Origin of the sequence: Mycobacterium sp. AMU20-3851 (assembly GCF_043974665.1) — a bacterium.
Lineage (GTDB): Bacteria > Actinomycetota > Actinomycetes > Mycobacteriales > Mycobacteriaceae > Mycobacterium.
Map to the genome: position 1 here is coordinate 5231021 of NZ_CP146371.1, position 14467 is coordinate 5245487.

The window sequence follows — 14467 nt, forward strand, 5'->3', positions numbered from 1 at the left end:
GTGGGGGGATGACCCAGCAGCGAGAAGCCGAAGGCGGACCGCGCATGACTCCGCCGCTGCCGCCGATTCATATGCGGCGCAACGGCTTCGATCCGGTCCCTGAACTCGGGGAGATCCGGGAGCGCGATGGTGTGGCCTCGGTCGTCAGCGCGATCGGCAACACGGTGTATCTGGTGACCCGGCACGAGGACGTCAAGGCGGTGCTGGCCGACCACGAGCACTTCGGCAACGCGCGCCCACCGGGTTTCCGGTTGCCGGGCGCACCACAGATGTCGGATGACGAGCTGGCCGCCGCACGGGCCGGCAACCGGCTCGGCCAGGATCCGCCCGAGCACCAGCGACTACGCCGGCTGCTGACCCCGGAGTTCACCATCCGGCGGATGAAGCGCCTGGAGCCGAGGATCGTCGAGATCGTCGAGCAGCATCTGGACGCGATGGCCGCCGCCGGGTCGCCCGTCGATCTGGTATCCCAATTCGCCCTGCCGGTACCGTCGTTGGTGATCTGCGAATTGCTGGGCGTGCCGTATGCCGACCGGGCGGACTTCCAGGACCGTTCGGCCCGTCAGCTCGATCTCTCGCTTCCGATCGCCGAACGGATGGAACTGCAGCGGCAGAGCCGGGACTACATGCACAGCCTGGTGTCCCGGGCCCGGCGGGAACCGGGCGAGGACATCCTCGGCATGCTGATCCGTGAGCACGGCGACGAACTCAGCGATGACGAACTCGTCGGCATCGCCGGATTGTTGCTGCTCGCCGGCCACGAGACGACGTCGAACATGCTGGGACTGGGCACCCTGGCCCTGTTGCGCCGGCCCGAGCAGGCGGCGCTGGTGCGCGATGACCCGGACACCATCGGACCGGCGATGGAGGAACTGCTGCGTTATCTGTCGGTGGTCCATCACGCCATCCCGAGGTTCGTCACCGCCGATGTCGAGGTGGCCGGCGTGCGCATCCCGGCCGGCTCGCTGGTGTTCGCATCGCTGCCGGCGGGCAACCGCGATCCGTCGTTCATCGACCGGCCCGAGGAGTTGGATCTGCGCCGCGGCGCACCCGGACATCTGGCGTTCGGCCACGGCGTCCATCACTGCCTCGGGGCACCGCTGGCCCGGATGGAGATGCGGATCGCCTTCCCCGCGCTGCTGCGCCGCTTCCCCACCCTGGCGCTCGCCGAGCCGTTCGAGGATGTCGAGTTCCGCGATTTCCACTTCATCTACGGGCTACGGTCGCTATCAGTGAGGTGGTGACGATGAAAGTTGAAGCCGACTACGACAGCTGCATCACTGCGGGCAACTGCGTGATGGTGGCCGGTGCGGTGTTCGATCAGGACGACGACGGTGTGGTGGTGGTACTCACCGAAGATGTCCCCGAGGGTGAAGAGGAGCATGCACGCGAAGCCGTGAAGTTGTGTCCGGCTTCGGCGTTGCGGCTTAAATAGCTGGATGCAGTGGTTCCTGCCGGCAGCCGAGCGAGGCAACCCGGACACCGTCATCGACCACGCCAATGGCATCGGTTACACACGGGGCAACGCGGCCCGGCCGTTGATCCACGGCTCCGTCTACTTCGCCGAGTTGCGCAAGTGCATCAACGCCGCGGGCGACGGGGATCTCGTCTGGTTCACCGACTGGCAGAGCAACGCCGACCAACGGCTCGACGACAGTCCGGACAGCAAGTTGCTGAGCGTGCTGGGCGCGGCGATCGACCGCGGGGCCGACGTACGCGCCCTGGTGTGGCGGTCGCATTCCCCGCTGCTGGGCTACTCCGCGGACGAACACCGTGATCTCGGTGAGGCTCTGCAGAAGCTGGGCGGCGACGTGCTGTTGGACATGCGGGTCCGCCGCAACGGTGCGCACCACCAGAAGTTCGTGGTGATCCGCTACGGCGCCCACCCGAGCCGCGACATCGCCTACCTCGGCGGGATCGACCTCTGCCACGGCCGGCGTGACAACGCCACCCACGCCGGTGACCCGCAGGCCGATGAGATCGCCGCCGAGTACGGTCCCCGGCCGCCCTGGCACGACGTCCAGGTGGCCATCCAGGGGCCCGCGGTCCACGATGTGGAGACGGTGTTCCGGGAACGGTGGAACGACTCCTGCCCGACCACCCGCAACCCGGTCCGGAGGCTGCGCGATGCGACATCCGAGCTCGATGACGAACGGCGTCCATTGCCCCCGCAGGCGCCGCCCCCTCCGGCGGTGTCCGGCGGCACGCATGCCGTGCAGCTGCTGCGCACCTATCCGCGGCTCGGGCCCGGGTGGAAATACGATTTCGCCCGCAATGGGGAACGCTCCGTCGCGCGTGGATACACCCGGGCAATCGCCAAAGCACGACGGCTGATCTACCTGGAGGACCAGTTCCTGTGGGGCGCCGAGATGAGCTCGGTGCTCGTCGACGCGCTGGAGCGCAATCCCGAGCTGCACGTGATCGCGGTGCTGCCCCAGTTCCCGGACGAGGACGGCTGGTTCGCGCGCGATCCGCAGATCCTGGGGCGGATCCGGGGGGTGATGCAGGTGATTCTGACAGCTCCCGAGCGGGTGGCCTTCTTCGGCCTGGAAAACCATGCCGGCACACCGGTTTACGTGCACGCGAAGGTCTGTGTGCTGGACGATCACTGGGCCTCGATCGGCTCCGATAACTTCTGCCGGCGGTCCTGGACCAATGATTCGGAACTCACCGCGGCCATCATCGACGAGGCCGGCGACGAGGACGGTCTGCCGCGGCGGCTGCGGTTGACGCTGGCCGCCGAACATCTGGACGTGGAGCCGCATTCCGATGCGGCCACTGCGTGTGTGGATCCCCTCGAGATGTTCCGCCGTTACAGCGATTCCGCGGATGCACTGGATGCGTGGCACCGGTCTGGCCGGGCCGGTGCACGGCCGCCGGGCCGGCTGCGGCGATTGCCCGAACCGAAGCTGAGCATTCCCCGTCAGCTGTTCGCCGCCCCGTGGTACCGCTACCTGCACGATCCGGATGGGCGCCCCCTGCGGATGCGGGTGCGAAAGGAGTTCTGAGGCAACGGGTCCGGACCTCGCGTTCGAGTTATCCACAGGCCCTAGAACTTCGCTGCCACTTGTCGGGGAGCTGAGTACACTCGAAAGTATGTTCGATCGGGTGGGACTGGCGGGGATGAGTGATGAGGCGCTCATCTGCGCGGTGACGGCGGCGACCCGGGCCGAGGCGATCGCGGCCGCAGACCGACTCGCGTTGATCGCCGAGGTCACCGCCCGCCAGTGTGAGGACGAGGACGACGGCAGCGCCCATGCGGTGATCGATGGCTGGGCCTACGCCAAAGCCCAGGTGAGTGCGGCGTGCAATCTGGGCGAGCACGCCGCCTCCACCCAGATGCATATCGGCAGGGCGCTGCGGGAGCGGCTACCCCGCACCGCGGCAATCTTCGCGACCGGGGCGGTATCGGCGAAGGTGATCGCCGAGATCGCCTGGCGCACCCGACTGGTCGTCCACGAGGAAGCCCTGGCGTTGATCGACGCCGCGATCGCCTGCGAGGCCGCCCGCTACGGCACCCTGTCAGAAACAAAACTGACCCGGGCAATCGATCTGTGGGTCCAGAAATTCGATCCCCTCGCGGTGATCCGCTCCAAGACCGCCGCCAAAGATCTCTACGTCGAATTCGACGACCGCAATGACCCGAACGGGGTGTGCTCGTTCTGGGGGCGGCTACGGGCCACCGACAAGGAAGCGGTCAAACAGCGCCTGCACGATCTGGCCGCCACCGTGTGCCCGAATGATCCGCGGCCACTGCGCGAACGCCTCGCCGCTGCCATGGGTGCCCTCGGCATCATCGGCCCCTCGCTGCAGCGGTTGGCATGTCAGTGCGGGGACCCCGACTGCGAAGGAAGCGGTAAGGATCCGCGATCCACGGCGGTCGTCATCTACGCGCTCACCGACCAGGTGCCCGGGGCTCAGGCACGGCCCGCGCCTGAGACGGGGCCGGGCCCGCAACCCACCCCGGCACCGCAAGGAACTGGCGGCCCCCGACCTGATTTGAGCCCCGCACCCACCGAGCCCGAGCCTGAGACCACGCCGGTGCCGACCCCCGAACCGGACACACCGGATCAGCCCGCCGCCCGGACACCCGAACCGGACGCGCCCGAGTCCCGGCCCGCGGCCACCCACACCGGCGCGGGCGCCGGCATCACTCTCGACGGCGCCATCATCCCGGCCGCCATGCTCGCCGAACTCATCGCCGGCGGTGCCAAAGTCCGCACCCTGGCCGAGGTTGCGAACCTGCCCACCGAACGCCAATACCGGCCCTCCACCGCACTGGCCGCATTCGTGCGGATGCAATCGCAAACCTGCAGCTTCCCCGGCTGCTCGAAACCCGCGCACCGCTGCGACATCGATCACCTCACCCCGTGGCCGGCCGGGCCCACCCACCCCGGCAACCTACGGCCGCTCTGCCGCGAACATCACCTACTCAAAACATTCCGCACCGGCCCGAACGGCTGGACCGCCACCGCCCGACTCGATGGCAGCACCGAATGGCGCGCACCCACCGGGCACACCTACGTCACCACCGCGGGCGCGGCGATCCTGTTCCCGCACTGGAACATCCACACCGACGTCCCACCACCACGACACATCAGCCTGCTCCACGATGAGCACCGGGACGCCATGATGCCCACCCGGGCCCGCACCCGCGCCCAAGACCGCGAATACCGCATCAACGCCGAACGCACCCGCAACGCAACCGAACTCGCCCTCGCGGCAGCAGGAAACGACGACACCACGCGCCGTCGGCGATTGAACAACAGCGGCATCACCGATCACGACATCCTGGGCGGCGGGGTCCATTCAAACAGCGACCCGGACCCGCCACCGTTCTAGCGCGGTTCCCCCGTCTGTGAATCGTGGTGCAGGTCGATCACTCCGGCCCGCATGAGTAGCACGATGCTGACCACCAATACCCATATCGGGAACGCCAGCGTCAACCACATACTGAGGTCACTGGAAATCAGAAGTGCTACGGCGGCAACGTAAGTCCCGATCACCAGCCAGCGCGGCATCAACCCGGTCCTCAACCAGATGGTGGCCAGCGAGATCATGAACACCGCGGCCATCCGCACCGCGTACGTCTTCGTGACGGTGAGCAGAACCATCTGCCCGAACGCCGCCACATCGGGATGGGTAGCGGCGCCGCCACGTTCCAGCCCGGCACCGACCCCGGCGGCCACGAACATCATGGCCAGGAACAGCAGCCCACTGCCGATGAACACGGTGGAGAAGAACTTGTCCTCGAAGCGGCCGAACCCGTCGCGGACCACCCCCATGAACCACAGGAACGCGATGCCCGCGAACGGCATGATCCGTGCAGCCACCCCCAGATGCGTATCGCCGGGCGTCAACCACTGGGACCCCGGCTCGGCGCCCTCGGGCAGCGCAAGCCGAATCAGGACCAGTGCGGTCCCGAGGAGCAATGCGAACAGCACACCGGCCACCGCGGCCGCACGGGGTGTGGTGAGCCTGCGAAGCTGCCGATCGGGCGCCACGACTAGGGCTGCCCTGGGAGCAATCTGATCATCAGGCCGTTGGCCTCGGCAAGCAGCTTGCCGTCCGCGTCGCGCAACTCCGCATTCACAAAAGCCTTGCGGTCCTCGGCTTCTCGCAGCCATCCGGTAGCAATCAGCGGAGTGTCGATCGGTGTGATGGCGCGGTAGTCCACGTGCAGGAACGCCGTGCGGCTGATGGGCCGTCCGGTCGCGTGGATCACCATGCCGAACATCGAGTCGAACAACAGCGGCAGCACCCCGCCGTGCACGGCCCTGTTACCGCCGACGTGATACCGGCTGAATTGCACCGACAGTTCGATGCCCTCGGGCTCGAACTTGGTGACGTGCCACGGCGGCATCAGCAGGCTGCCCGCACCGGGCAGGTCCGGCACCCGGTTGGCCGGCCCGACCCCTTCGGCGGCCTGGTGTGGTTCCAGCAGGGCGACCAGCTTCTCGACGTCGTCGGCGGCCTGTTCCCAGGTCGCGGTGTCCGGGTTCACCGAGACCGCCAGATCCTGCAGCCGCCGCGTCGCGGTCAGAAAGCGCTCGAAGCCCGGGCCCGGATCGGCCGCCTCGAAGACCGGGAAACCACCATGGCGGTCGTACTCGGGATCTACCCGCCGCGGATCAAGGCCGTAGTCGGTCACGCCAGGGTGTCCCGGCGCACGATGGTCTGATCACGACCCGGGCCCACGCCGATGCACGAAACTTGAGCTCCGGCAAGCTCTTCCAAGCGCAGCACGTAGTCGCGCGCATTCTTCGGCAGATCGTCGAACTCACGGGCTCCGGAGATGTCCTCCCACCAACCCGGCAGCTCTTCATAGATCGGCTCGGCGCGGTGGATGTCGGCCTGCGTCATCGGCATCTCGTCGGTGCGCTTGCCGTTCACCGTGTACCCGACGCACACCGGCACCGTCTCCAGCGAGGACAGCACGTCGAGCTTGGTCAGGAAGTAGTCGGTGATGCCGTTGACCCGGGTGGCGTAACGGGCGATGACCGCGTCGAACCAGCCGCAACGCCGCGCCCGGCCGGTGGTCACGCCGACCTCGCCACCGGTCTTGGCCAGATACGCACCGTGCTCGTCGAACAGCTCCGTCGGGAACGGCCCCGAACCCACACGCGTGGTGTAGGCCTTGAGGATGCCCAGCACGGTGGTGATCCGGGTCGGTCCGATGCCCGAGCCCACGGCCGCCCCACCTGCGGTCGGGTTGGACGACGTCACGAACGGATAGGTGCCGTGGTCGACATCGAGCAGCGTGCCCTGCGAGCCCTCCAGCAGCACCGTCTCGCCCTTCTCCAGCGCCTGGTTGAGCAGCAGGCGGGCGTCGGCGATGCGGTGCTTGAACCCTTCGGCCTGCGTGAGCAGGCTGTCGAGCACCTCGGCGGGGTCGAGCGCCTTGCGGTTGTAGATCTTCACCAGCACCTGGTTCTTGAACTCCAGGGCGGCCTCGATCTTGGCGGCCAGCTGCTCCTCGTCGAGGACGTCGGCGACCCGGATACCGATCCGGGCGATCTTGTCCTGGTAGCAGGGACCGATCCCGCGGCCGGTGGTGCCGATCTTCTTGCTGCCCATGTAGCGCTCGGTCACCTTGTCGATGGCGACGTGGTACGGCATGAGCAGGTGGGCGTCGGCGGAGATCAACAGGCGCGAAGTATCCACGTCTCGGTCCTCCAGCCCCGACAGCTCGGACAGCAGCACGCCCGGGTCGACCACGACACCGTTGCCGATGACGTTGGTGACGCCCGGGGTGAGGATGCCCGAGGGGATGAGGTGCAGGGCGAAGTTCTCACCGGTCGGCAGCACCACGGTGTGACCCGCGTTGTTGCCGCCCTGGTAGCGAACGACCCATTGGACACGTCCACCGAGTAGGTCGGTGGCCTTTCCTTTGCCCTCGTCGCCCCACTGAGCGCCGATGAGCACGATTGCCGGCATGGCATTTCTCCCGCTTAAAGTGATGCAGCCGGTGACCCACCCTATCCGAGCGCAGTCATAGGAGAGGCCTTGACCACCACACACGGCGAACCCGATCTGATCGTGTTGTGCTTCCGCGGACGCCGTATCCCCCGCACTTTGCGCTCGTCACCTGCGCTTACGGTCGGTGAAGGGGACGATTTCGACTCTGCGCTGCAGGCCCGGCGAGTCGTCGTAATCGGTACCGACGCGGACCTCGCGGCGGTGCTGACCAAGCTGATGAAGTCCGATCGGCTGGCCGTCGAGGTGGCCTACGTCCCCCGCCGGCGTACCGCCGCGACCCGCGCTTACGGGCTGCCGACGGGCCGGCGAGCCGCACGCGCCGCGCGCTCCCGGCCGGCGACCCGGGTTCCGCTGATTCGCGACGATTCCGGGCGGGCACTGGCGGGCGCGGGGCTGTGGGTCGGCCAAACCGGCCTGGAGAAGGGCACCCCGCCGGCCCCGCTGCACGGTGAGGCCGTCGTCGACGACGAGGTGTTGTTCGACGGCGAGGTGACGGCCGTGCGCATCGAACCGATCGGCACCCAGCCGGGCCTGCGGGCATCGGTGCTGTCGTCGCGCATGCGGCCCCGGCGCTGGGTGACCGGCCGGGCCGCGCAGCTCGGGACCCCCGGGGCACTCGTGGTGCGCGACGGCGACCTGAGTACCCGGGCACTGCGCCGGTCGACGTTCTACCGGCACACAAAAGGCTGGCTGGCCGTCCGGTGACGAGCGCAGCGAGGAGGCCGGCGCATCCAGCACCGTCCGGTGACGAGCGCAGCGAGGAGGCCGGCGCATCCAGCACCGTCCGGTGACGAGCGCAGCGAGCCGGTAGCGTCGACACGTGAACATCCGTCCGCTGCGCCAGTCGGTACGCCCCAGCCCGGTCTTCCTGGGGATCGTCGCCCTCACCCTCGCCGGTGGGGCGCTGGCGTGGTTCTGCGGCGACGAGATCGGGCCGCTGTCCTATGCGGCGGTGTTCGTGCTGGTGGTCGCGGGCTGGCTGGTGTCGTTGTGCCTGCACGAGTTCGGGCACGCCTACACCGCGTGGAAGTTCGGCGACCACGACATCGCGGTACGCGGCTACCTCACCCTGAACCCGCTGAAGTACACCCACCCGATGCTGTCGCTGGGTTTGCCGCTGCTGTTCATCGCCCTGGGCGGTATCGGCCTGCCCGGCGGTGCGGTCTATGTGCGGACCTCGTGGATGACGCCGCGGCAGCGCACCCAGGTCAGTCTGGCGGGTCCGCTGGCTAATGCGGTGCTGGCCGTGCTGCTGCTGGCGGCGGTGAGCCTGTTCTACGACCGGGCGCACGGGGTGTTCTGGTCCGGGCTGGCGTTCCTGGGATTCCTTCAGGTCACCGCCGTGTTGCTGAACCTGCTGCCGGTTCCCGGCCTGGACGGATACGGTGCGCTCGAACCCCACCTCAAGCCGGAGACCCAGCGCGCGCTGGAACCGGTCAAGGGCTGGGGTTTCTTGATCCTGCTGATCGTGCTGATCGTGCCGCAGCTCAGCCAGCTGTTCTTCGGCGCGGTGTTCTGGTTCGTCGACCTGGCGGGTGTGCCCAGCCCGCTGGTGTCCATCGGCGGCGGACTGACCAGGTTCTGGTCCGCCTGGCTCTGAGCCTTGCAACATATGCGGAACTACGCATATATTCGCCTGCATGGGTGCCGGACACGATCACAGCCACGGCCATAGTCACGGTGGGGGCGACACCCGCGTCGGCCGGATGATCCTCGGCGCGGCGATCCTGGGCGCGTTCTTCGTGCTGGAACTCGTCACCGCGCTGATGATCAACTCCATCGCGCTGCTCGCCGATGCGGGCCACATGCTCACCGACCTGGTCGCGATGTTCATGGGCCTGACCGCGGTGCTGCTGGCCCGGCGTGGGTCCACCTCCGCGGCCCGGACCTACGGTTGGCACCGCGCCGAGGTGTTCACCGCCGTCGCCAACGCGGCCCTGTTGCTCGGTGTCGCCGGATTCATCCTGTACGAGGCCTTCGAACGGTTTGGGCATGCACCCGAAGTACCCGGCGTACCGCTGATCGTGGTCGCCCTGGCCGGACTGGCGGCCAACGCCGTCGTGGTGCTGCTGCTGCGGTCGGACTCCGAACACAGCCTGGCCGTCAAGGGCGCCTACATGGAGGTGGTCGCCGACACCGTCGGCAGCATCGGCGTGCTGATCGCCGGCATCGTCACCGTCACCACCGGCTGGCCGTACGCCGACGTCGTCGTCGCCGTCCTGGTCGCCCTGTGGGTGCTACCCCGCGCCTTCGCCCTCGCGCGGGCGGCGCTGCGCATCCTCAGCGAGTCCTCCCCCGCCCACATCGACGTCGCTGAACTGCGCTCGGCCCTGCAGGCCGTCCCCGGCGTCACCGAGGTGCACGACCTGCACGTGTGGACGCTGGTGCCCGGCAAGGACATGGCGACCGCGCATCTGACCAGCGACGCCGATACCGCGCGGGTGCTCGTCGACGCCCGGGCGGTGTTGGCCGCACGCGGGCTCGAACACGCCACCGTGCAGGTCGAACCGCCCGGCGGGGTCGGCGAGTGCGGCGTGAAGAACTGTTAGTTCACCCCGAGCGCGGTACGTGCGGCCGGGTCGCAGTCGTCGAGCAGATCGAGGCAGCGGGCGTATTCCGGGGTTTCACCGATCTCCTGGGCGGCGCGCGCCAGCGCGGCCACACAGCGCAGGAACCCGCGATTCGGCTCATGCGAATAGGGCACCGGGCCGAAGCCCTTCCAACCGTTGCGGCGCAACTGGTCGAGCCCGCGGTGATACCCGGTCCGGGCGTACGCGTAGGCGGCCACCGGCTGGTCCTCGGCCAGCGCCTGCTCGGCGAGCACCGCCCAAGCCACCGACGCGCTCGGGTGCGCGGCGGCGACGATGGCCGGTTTCTCACCGGCTGCCAACTCGCCTTCCGCCTCGGTATCCCCCGGTAGCAGCACCGGATCTGGCCCCAGCAGGTCACCCATTCGCGTCATAGGCCTATTGTGCCGTGCGGGCGTATGCCGCCAGTGATTAGGCTTGTGCAGAAGCGTTCGCGAGGGAGGACTGCAGTAGGAATGTCGAACCCAACAGAGCCCGGCAAGCCGCAGGAGCCCACCCCGGATGCACCGGAGACCGACGATTCCGCCGAACGGCGGTTCACCGCACCGTCGGGTTTCGACGGATCCACCCAGATCATCCATTCGGTGCCCGAACCCCCCACCGAGATCTTTTCCGCCAGCGAGCCCACCGAGATGATCGACACCACCAAAGTTGCTGGGCCGCAGGTGATTCCGGCACGCGACGATGCGCCCAAGCCGCCCCGCACGCAGCGCAGCTGGGGCTGGGTCATCGCGGTGGTGCTGGTCATCGCGGCGCTGGTCGCCCTGGCCGTGCTGGGCACGGTGCTGCTGACCCGCGGCAACGCGAACGCGGCCTCGCAGGAGGACCAGGTCCGCTCGACCATCGAGAGCTTCGACGCCGCCATCCAGAAGGGTGATCTGACCGCACTGCGGGACATCACCTGCGGGGCGACCCGGGAGTCCTACGTCAACTACGACGACGACTCGTGGGCCGACACGCACGAACGGGTGGCGGCAGCCAAGCAGTACCCGGTGGTGGCCAGCATCGACGAGGTCGTCGTGGTCGACGGTCACGCCGAGGCCAACGTCACGACGTTCATGGCCAACGCTCCGCAGACCCGCTCGACCCGCAGCTTCGATCTGCAGTTCCGCGACGATCAGTGGAAGATCTGCCAGGACGGCTGATCCCGGACTCAAAGTTCGGTCGCCCGGCAAATCGCACTCAGTACTTCCCAAAGCAAAAGGTGGGGAACTGATAGGCCTTTCGGCTGTGCGATAGTCCCGGCCATGTTGTGGATGGCGTTACCACCCGAGGTTCATTCGGCACTTCTGAGCACCGGACCGGGTGCCGGTCCGCTGCTGGCCGCCGCCACCGCGTGGCAGAAGTTGAGCATCGAATACGCCTCGGCGGCAGCCGAATTGACCACCACGCTCGGCGCAGTGCAGGCCGGCGCCTGGGAGGGTCCCAGCGCTCAGCAGTACGTCGTCGCGCACTCCCCCTTCCTCGGCTGGTTGGCCCAGGCGAGCGCGAACAGCGTGGCGACCGCGGCCCAGCACGAAACGGCGGCGGCCGCGTATTCGACGGCACTGGCCACCATGCCGACGCTGGCCGAACTCGCGCTGAACCACTCCACCCGCAGCGTGCTGGTGGCGACGAACTTCTTCGGCATCAACGCCATCCCGATCGCGCTCAACGAAGCCGACTACGTCCGGATGTGGGTGCAGGCCGCCACCACCATGAGCACCTATGAGGCGATATCGGCCGCCGCGGTGACGGCCAGCCCGGCCACTGCGCCTGCGCCGCCGGTGCTGCTGCCAGGTGTCGGCGAACTGGGCGCCGCGATGGCGAGCGCGCTCACCTCCCAACCGCAGGCGGTCGACTCGGCGGCCGCGCTGAATTCGTCGAACGCCCTCGCCGACTCCCTGCGCGGATACTTCGATTCGTTGCCCGGCGGCGATCTCATGTGGGAATTCCTGCAGGACCCGCTGGGCAACAGCCTCCGGTTGATCACCGATTTCCTGACCAACCCGACGCAGGCCCTCAACACCTGGGGCCCGCTCCTGGCCGCGGTGGCCTACCAGGCGATCTCCTGGGTGGGCGCGTTGACCACCTACCCGTCGATCCTGCTCGCCCCCATGATGGCGGCCGCCGCGGTGGGCATCGTGATCGGCGTCGTCGCCTTCCTGCTGGTCGAGTTCCTCAAATTCGGCGATCTGCCGCCCCTGGACCTCGGTGAGAGCCCCGAGCCCGTGCAGGGTGAGCAGCAGTCGTTCGCACCGGCCGCGCTCCCGACCGGCGGCGCCCCCGCCGCGACGGCCGCCGGGGCTCCCGCCGGCGGGGCGACCGCAGCCGCGCCGGCAGCGCCCGCCGCGACTGCGGCCGCACCACTGATCCCGTATGCGGTGGCCAACCGCGACCCGGGCGAGGGTTTCACCCCGACCCTGCGCGATCAGAGCAGTGCGCAGGCACCGGCGGCCGGGATCCCGGCCGCCGCCGCGGGTGTCGCCGCGGGCTCGGTCGCACAGCGCAGACGCCGCCGCAAGAAGGCGGCGGTCATCGAGGACCGCGCCTATGCGGACGCCTACGCCGACTACGAGCCCGAACCGGACCCCGAAACCGAACCCGGACGCAGCACCGAACCGTTCATCGGCGCTTCGGCCCGCGGTGCGGCGGTGCACGCAAAAGGGCTGACCACCGTGGCCACCGATCAATTCGGCGGGCAGGCGGTCAGCCCAATGCTGCCGGGCGGCTGGCACCCGGACGAGAAGAACTGACTAGCTGTTGGCGGACACCGAGCGACCCGCGCTGTGCAGGTCGTTGCACGCCTCGATGACGCGCTCGGTCATACCGGCCTCGGCCTTCTTCAGGTAGCTACGCGGGTCGTAGACCTTCTTGTTGCCGACCTCGCCGTCGACCTTCAACACACCGTCGTAGTTGGTGAAGAAGTGGCCGGCGATCGGACGGCTGAACGCGTACTGGGTGTCGGTGTCGACGTTCATCTTCACCACGCCGTAGCGCAGCGAGTCCTCGATCTCGGACTTCAGCGAGCCCGAACCACCGTGGAAGACGAAGTCGAACGGCTGGGCACTGTCGGCCAGGTTCAGCTTGGCGGCGGCAACCTTCTGGCCCTGCGCCAGGATCTCCGGCTTGAGCTTCACGTTGCCCGGCTTGTACACACCGTGCACGTTGCCGAAGGTGGCGGCCAGCAGGTACTTGCCGTTCTCGCCGGCGCCGAGCGCGTCGATGGTCTTCTCGAAATCCTCTGGGCTGGTGTACAGCTTCTCGTTGATCTCGGCCTCGACGCCGTCCTCTTCACCGCCGACGACGCCGATCTCGATCTCCAGGATGATCTTGGCCTCGGTCGACAGCTTCAGCAGCTCCTGCGCGATCTGCAGGTTCTCGTCGATCGGCACCGCGGAGCCGTCCCACATGTGCGACTGGAACAGCGGGTTCTGCCCCTTGGCGACACGCTCGGCCGAGATGGCCAGCAGCGGACGGACGAAACCGTCCAGCTTGTCCTTGGGGCAGTGGTCGGTGTGCAGCGCGACGGTGACGTCGTACTTGGCGGCGACCACGTGGGCGAACTCGGCCAGCGCCACCGCGCCGGTGACCATGTCCTTCACACCGAGACCGGAGCCGAACTCGGCGCCACCGGTGGAGAACTGGATGATGCCATCACTGCCCGCGTCGGCGAATCCCTTGATTGCGGCGTTGATGGTCTCCGAGGAGGTGCAGTTGATCGCCGGGAAGGCGAACGAGTGCTCCTTGGCACGGCCGAGCATCTCGGCGTAGACCTCGGGCGTGGCGATGGGCATGGAATTCCTCCTGGTTCGCGTGCGCTATCCCCGGCAGTATCTCAATAAAGGAACCGCCGCGGCAGGGCGGCTGTCAGGTGGACCGTTTAGCCTGACAGAAATGCGCGTCCCGTCGGTCCTGTCAGTGCTTGCGATCGCAATGTCGACGGTCGTGTCGGCGACCCTCGTCGGCTGCGCGCCGACCTCCACTCCCAGCCCGGCCTCGACCCCGGTCGTGGCCCCCACCAAGCCGCCGGCACCGGCGCCTGCCAGCACCGTTCCGCCCGGCCGGGCGCAGATCATCGTCAACGGGGACACCGGGCCCACCGGTCCGGTCGACTGCTCCACCGACGACGGACTGATCACCATCAGCATCGGGGAGAGCTCGCTGGGGGTCAGCGTGGTGGTGACCGACGACGACGTCCCGGCGGTCCGGTCGGTCAGCATCGGTGACGTCGGCGGCGTCGCCCTGGGCTTCGCGATGGGTGCCGGCAGCCAGACGCCGACCGCCCGGCGCAACGGCGACACCGTCATCGTGTCCGGCTCGGGCGCCGGCACCGATTCGGCGAACCCGGCGCGCGTGGTCGATTCCAGCTATCAGATCGCCGTGGCCTGCCCCTGAGCCGAAGCCGGTATCTTGGGGCC

General features: G+C 68.3%; 15 protein-coding genes. 10 read left to right on the plus strand and 5 right to left on the minus strand.

The genetic code is table 11. From position 1 onward, the window contains the following. The first annotated feature begins 8 nt into the window (after nt 1–8). The 4 genes from V4U86_RS25070 (at nt 9) to V4U86_RS25085 (ending at nt 4842) form a co-directional block, all read left to right on the plus strand. A complete protein-coding gene (locus tag V4U86_RS25070) occupies nt 9–1244 on the plus strand; it encodes a cytochrome P450 (protein WP_395308553.1) in 1236 nt (411 codons plus the stop codon). A gap of 2 nt (nt 1245–1246) precedes the next feature. Next, nucleotides 1247–1435: a ferredoxin gene (locus V4U86_RS25075; RefSeq protein WP_395308554.1), complete on the plus strand. Its 189-nt coding sequence runs from the start codon at nt 1247–1249 to the stop codon at nt 1433–1435. 4 nt (nt 1436–1439) lie between these two features. After that, nucleotides 1440–3008, plus strand: a complete 1569-nt coding sequence (locus V4U86_RS25080; RefSeq protein ID WP_395308555.1) for a phospholipase D family protein — start codon at nt 1440–1442, stop codon at nt 3006–3008. A gap of 88 nt (nt 3009–3096) precedes the next feature. Continuing rightward, nucleotides 3097–4842 (plus strand): HNH endonuclease signature motif containing protein, encoded by a 1746-nt coding sequence (locus V4U86_RS25085; RefSeq protein WP_395308556.1) that lies wholly within the window; start codon nt 3097–3099, stop codon nt 4840–4842. On the opposite strand, the gene V4U86_RS25090 is transcribed toward V4U86_RS25085, so the two are convergent. From V4U86_RS25090 to V4U86_RS25100, 3 genes are read right to left on the minus strand one after another with little or no spacing between them, the layout of a single operon-like run. Then, complete coding sequence (locus V4U86_RS25090; protein ID WP_395308557.1) at nt 4839–5504, minus strand: hypothetical protein; 666 nt, start codon at nt 5502–5504, stop codon at nt 4839–4841. The genes V4U86_RS25085 and V4U86_RS25090 overlap by 4 nt on opposite strands. 2 nt (nt 5505–5506) lie before the next feature. Continuing rightward, entirely contained in the window at nt 5507–6151 is a 645-nt protein-coding gene (locus tag V4U86_RS25095; protein ID WP_395308558.1) for a PaaI family thioesterase, read from the minus strand. Beyond that, complete coding sequence (locus V4U86_RS25100; RefSeq protein WP_395308559.1) at nt 6148–7437, minus strand: adenylosuccinate synthase; 1290 nt, start codon at nt 7435–7437, stop codon at nt 6148–6150. Before V4U86_RS25100 ends, V4U86_RS25095 begins: the two co-directional genes overlap by 4 nt. A gap of 192 nt (nt 7438–7629) precedes the next feature. On the opposite strand from V4U86_RS25100, the gene V4U86_RS25105 reads away from it, so the two are divergent. The 3 genes from V4U86_RS25105 to V4U86_RS25115 all read left to right on the plus strand — a co-directional run bounded on the left by V4U86_RS25105 (nt 7630) and on the right by V4U86_RS25115 (nt 10028). Next, the gene (locus V4U86_RS25105) at nt 7630–8184 is read left to right on the plus strand and encodes a peptidase M50 (protein ID WP_395312206.1); all 555 of its coding nucleotides are present in this window, start codon (nt 7630–7632) and stop codon (nt 8182–8184) included. Nucleotides 8185–8299: 115 nt separating this feature from the next. Then, nucleotides 8300–9079, plus strand: a complete 780-nt coding sequence (locus tag V4U86_RS25110; protein WP_395308560.1) for a site-2 protease family protein — start codon at nt 8300–8302, stop codon at nt 9077–9079. A gap of 40 nt (nt 9080–9119) precedes the next feature. Continuing rightward, nucleotides 9120–10028, plus strand: a complete 909-nt coding sequence (locus tag V4U86_RS25115; RefSeq protein WP_395308561.1) for a cation diffusion facilitator family transporter — start codon at nt 9120–9122, stop codon at nt 10026–10028. Here V4U86_RS25115 and V4U86_RS25120 read toward each other — a convergent pair. Next, on the minus strand, nt 10025–10441 hold the full coding sequence (locus tag V4U86_RS25120; protein ID WP_395308562.1) for a DUF3151 domain-containing protein: 417 nt from the start codon (nt 10439–10441) through the stop codon (nt 10025–10027). The genes V4U86_RS25115 and V4U86_RS25120 overlap by 4 nt on opposite strands. Nucleotides 10442–10522: 81 nt before the next feature. Here V4U86_RS25120 and V4U86_RS25125 point away from each other — a divergent pair, with 81 nt between their 5' ends. Next, nucleotides 10523–11212: a DUF4878 domain-containing protein gene (locus tag V4U86_RS25125; protein WP_395308563.1), complete on the plus strand. Its 690-nt coding sequence runs from the start codon at nt 10523–10525 to the stop codon at nt 11210–11212. A 111-nt stretch (nt 11213–11323) separates the two neighbouring features. Beyond that, nucleotides 11324–12802 carry a PPE domain-containing protein gene (locus V4U86_RS25130; protein ID WP_395312207.1) on the plus strand — a complete coding sequence of 493 codons (1479 nt, stop codon included), beginning with the start codon at nt 11324–11326 and terminating at the stop codon, nt 12800–12802. Here V4U86_RS25130 and fbaA read toward each other — a convergent pair whose 3' ends face one another. After that, the gene (fbaA, locus tag V4U86_RS25135; RefSeq protein WP_395308564.1) at nt 12803–13843 is read right to left on the minus strand and encodes a class II fructose-bisphosphate aldolase; all 1041 of its coding nucleotides are present in this window, start codon (nt 13841–13843) and stop codon (nt 12803–12805) included. Nucleotides 13844–13943: 100 nt separating this feature from the next. Between fbaA and V4U86_RS25140 the strand changes: the two genes are divergently transcribed. Beyond that, a complete protein-coding gene (locus tag V4U86_RS25140) occupies nt 13944–14444 on the plus strand; it encodes a lipoprotein LpqH (protein WP_395308565.1) in 501 nt (166 codons plus the stop codon). Nucleotides 14445–14467 lie beyond the last annotated feature (23 nt).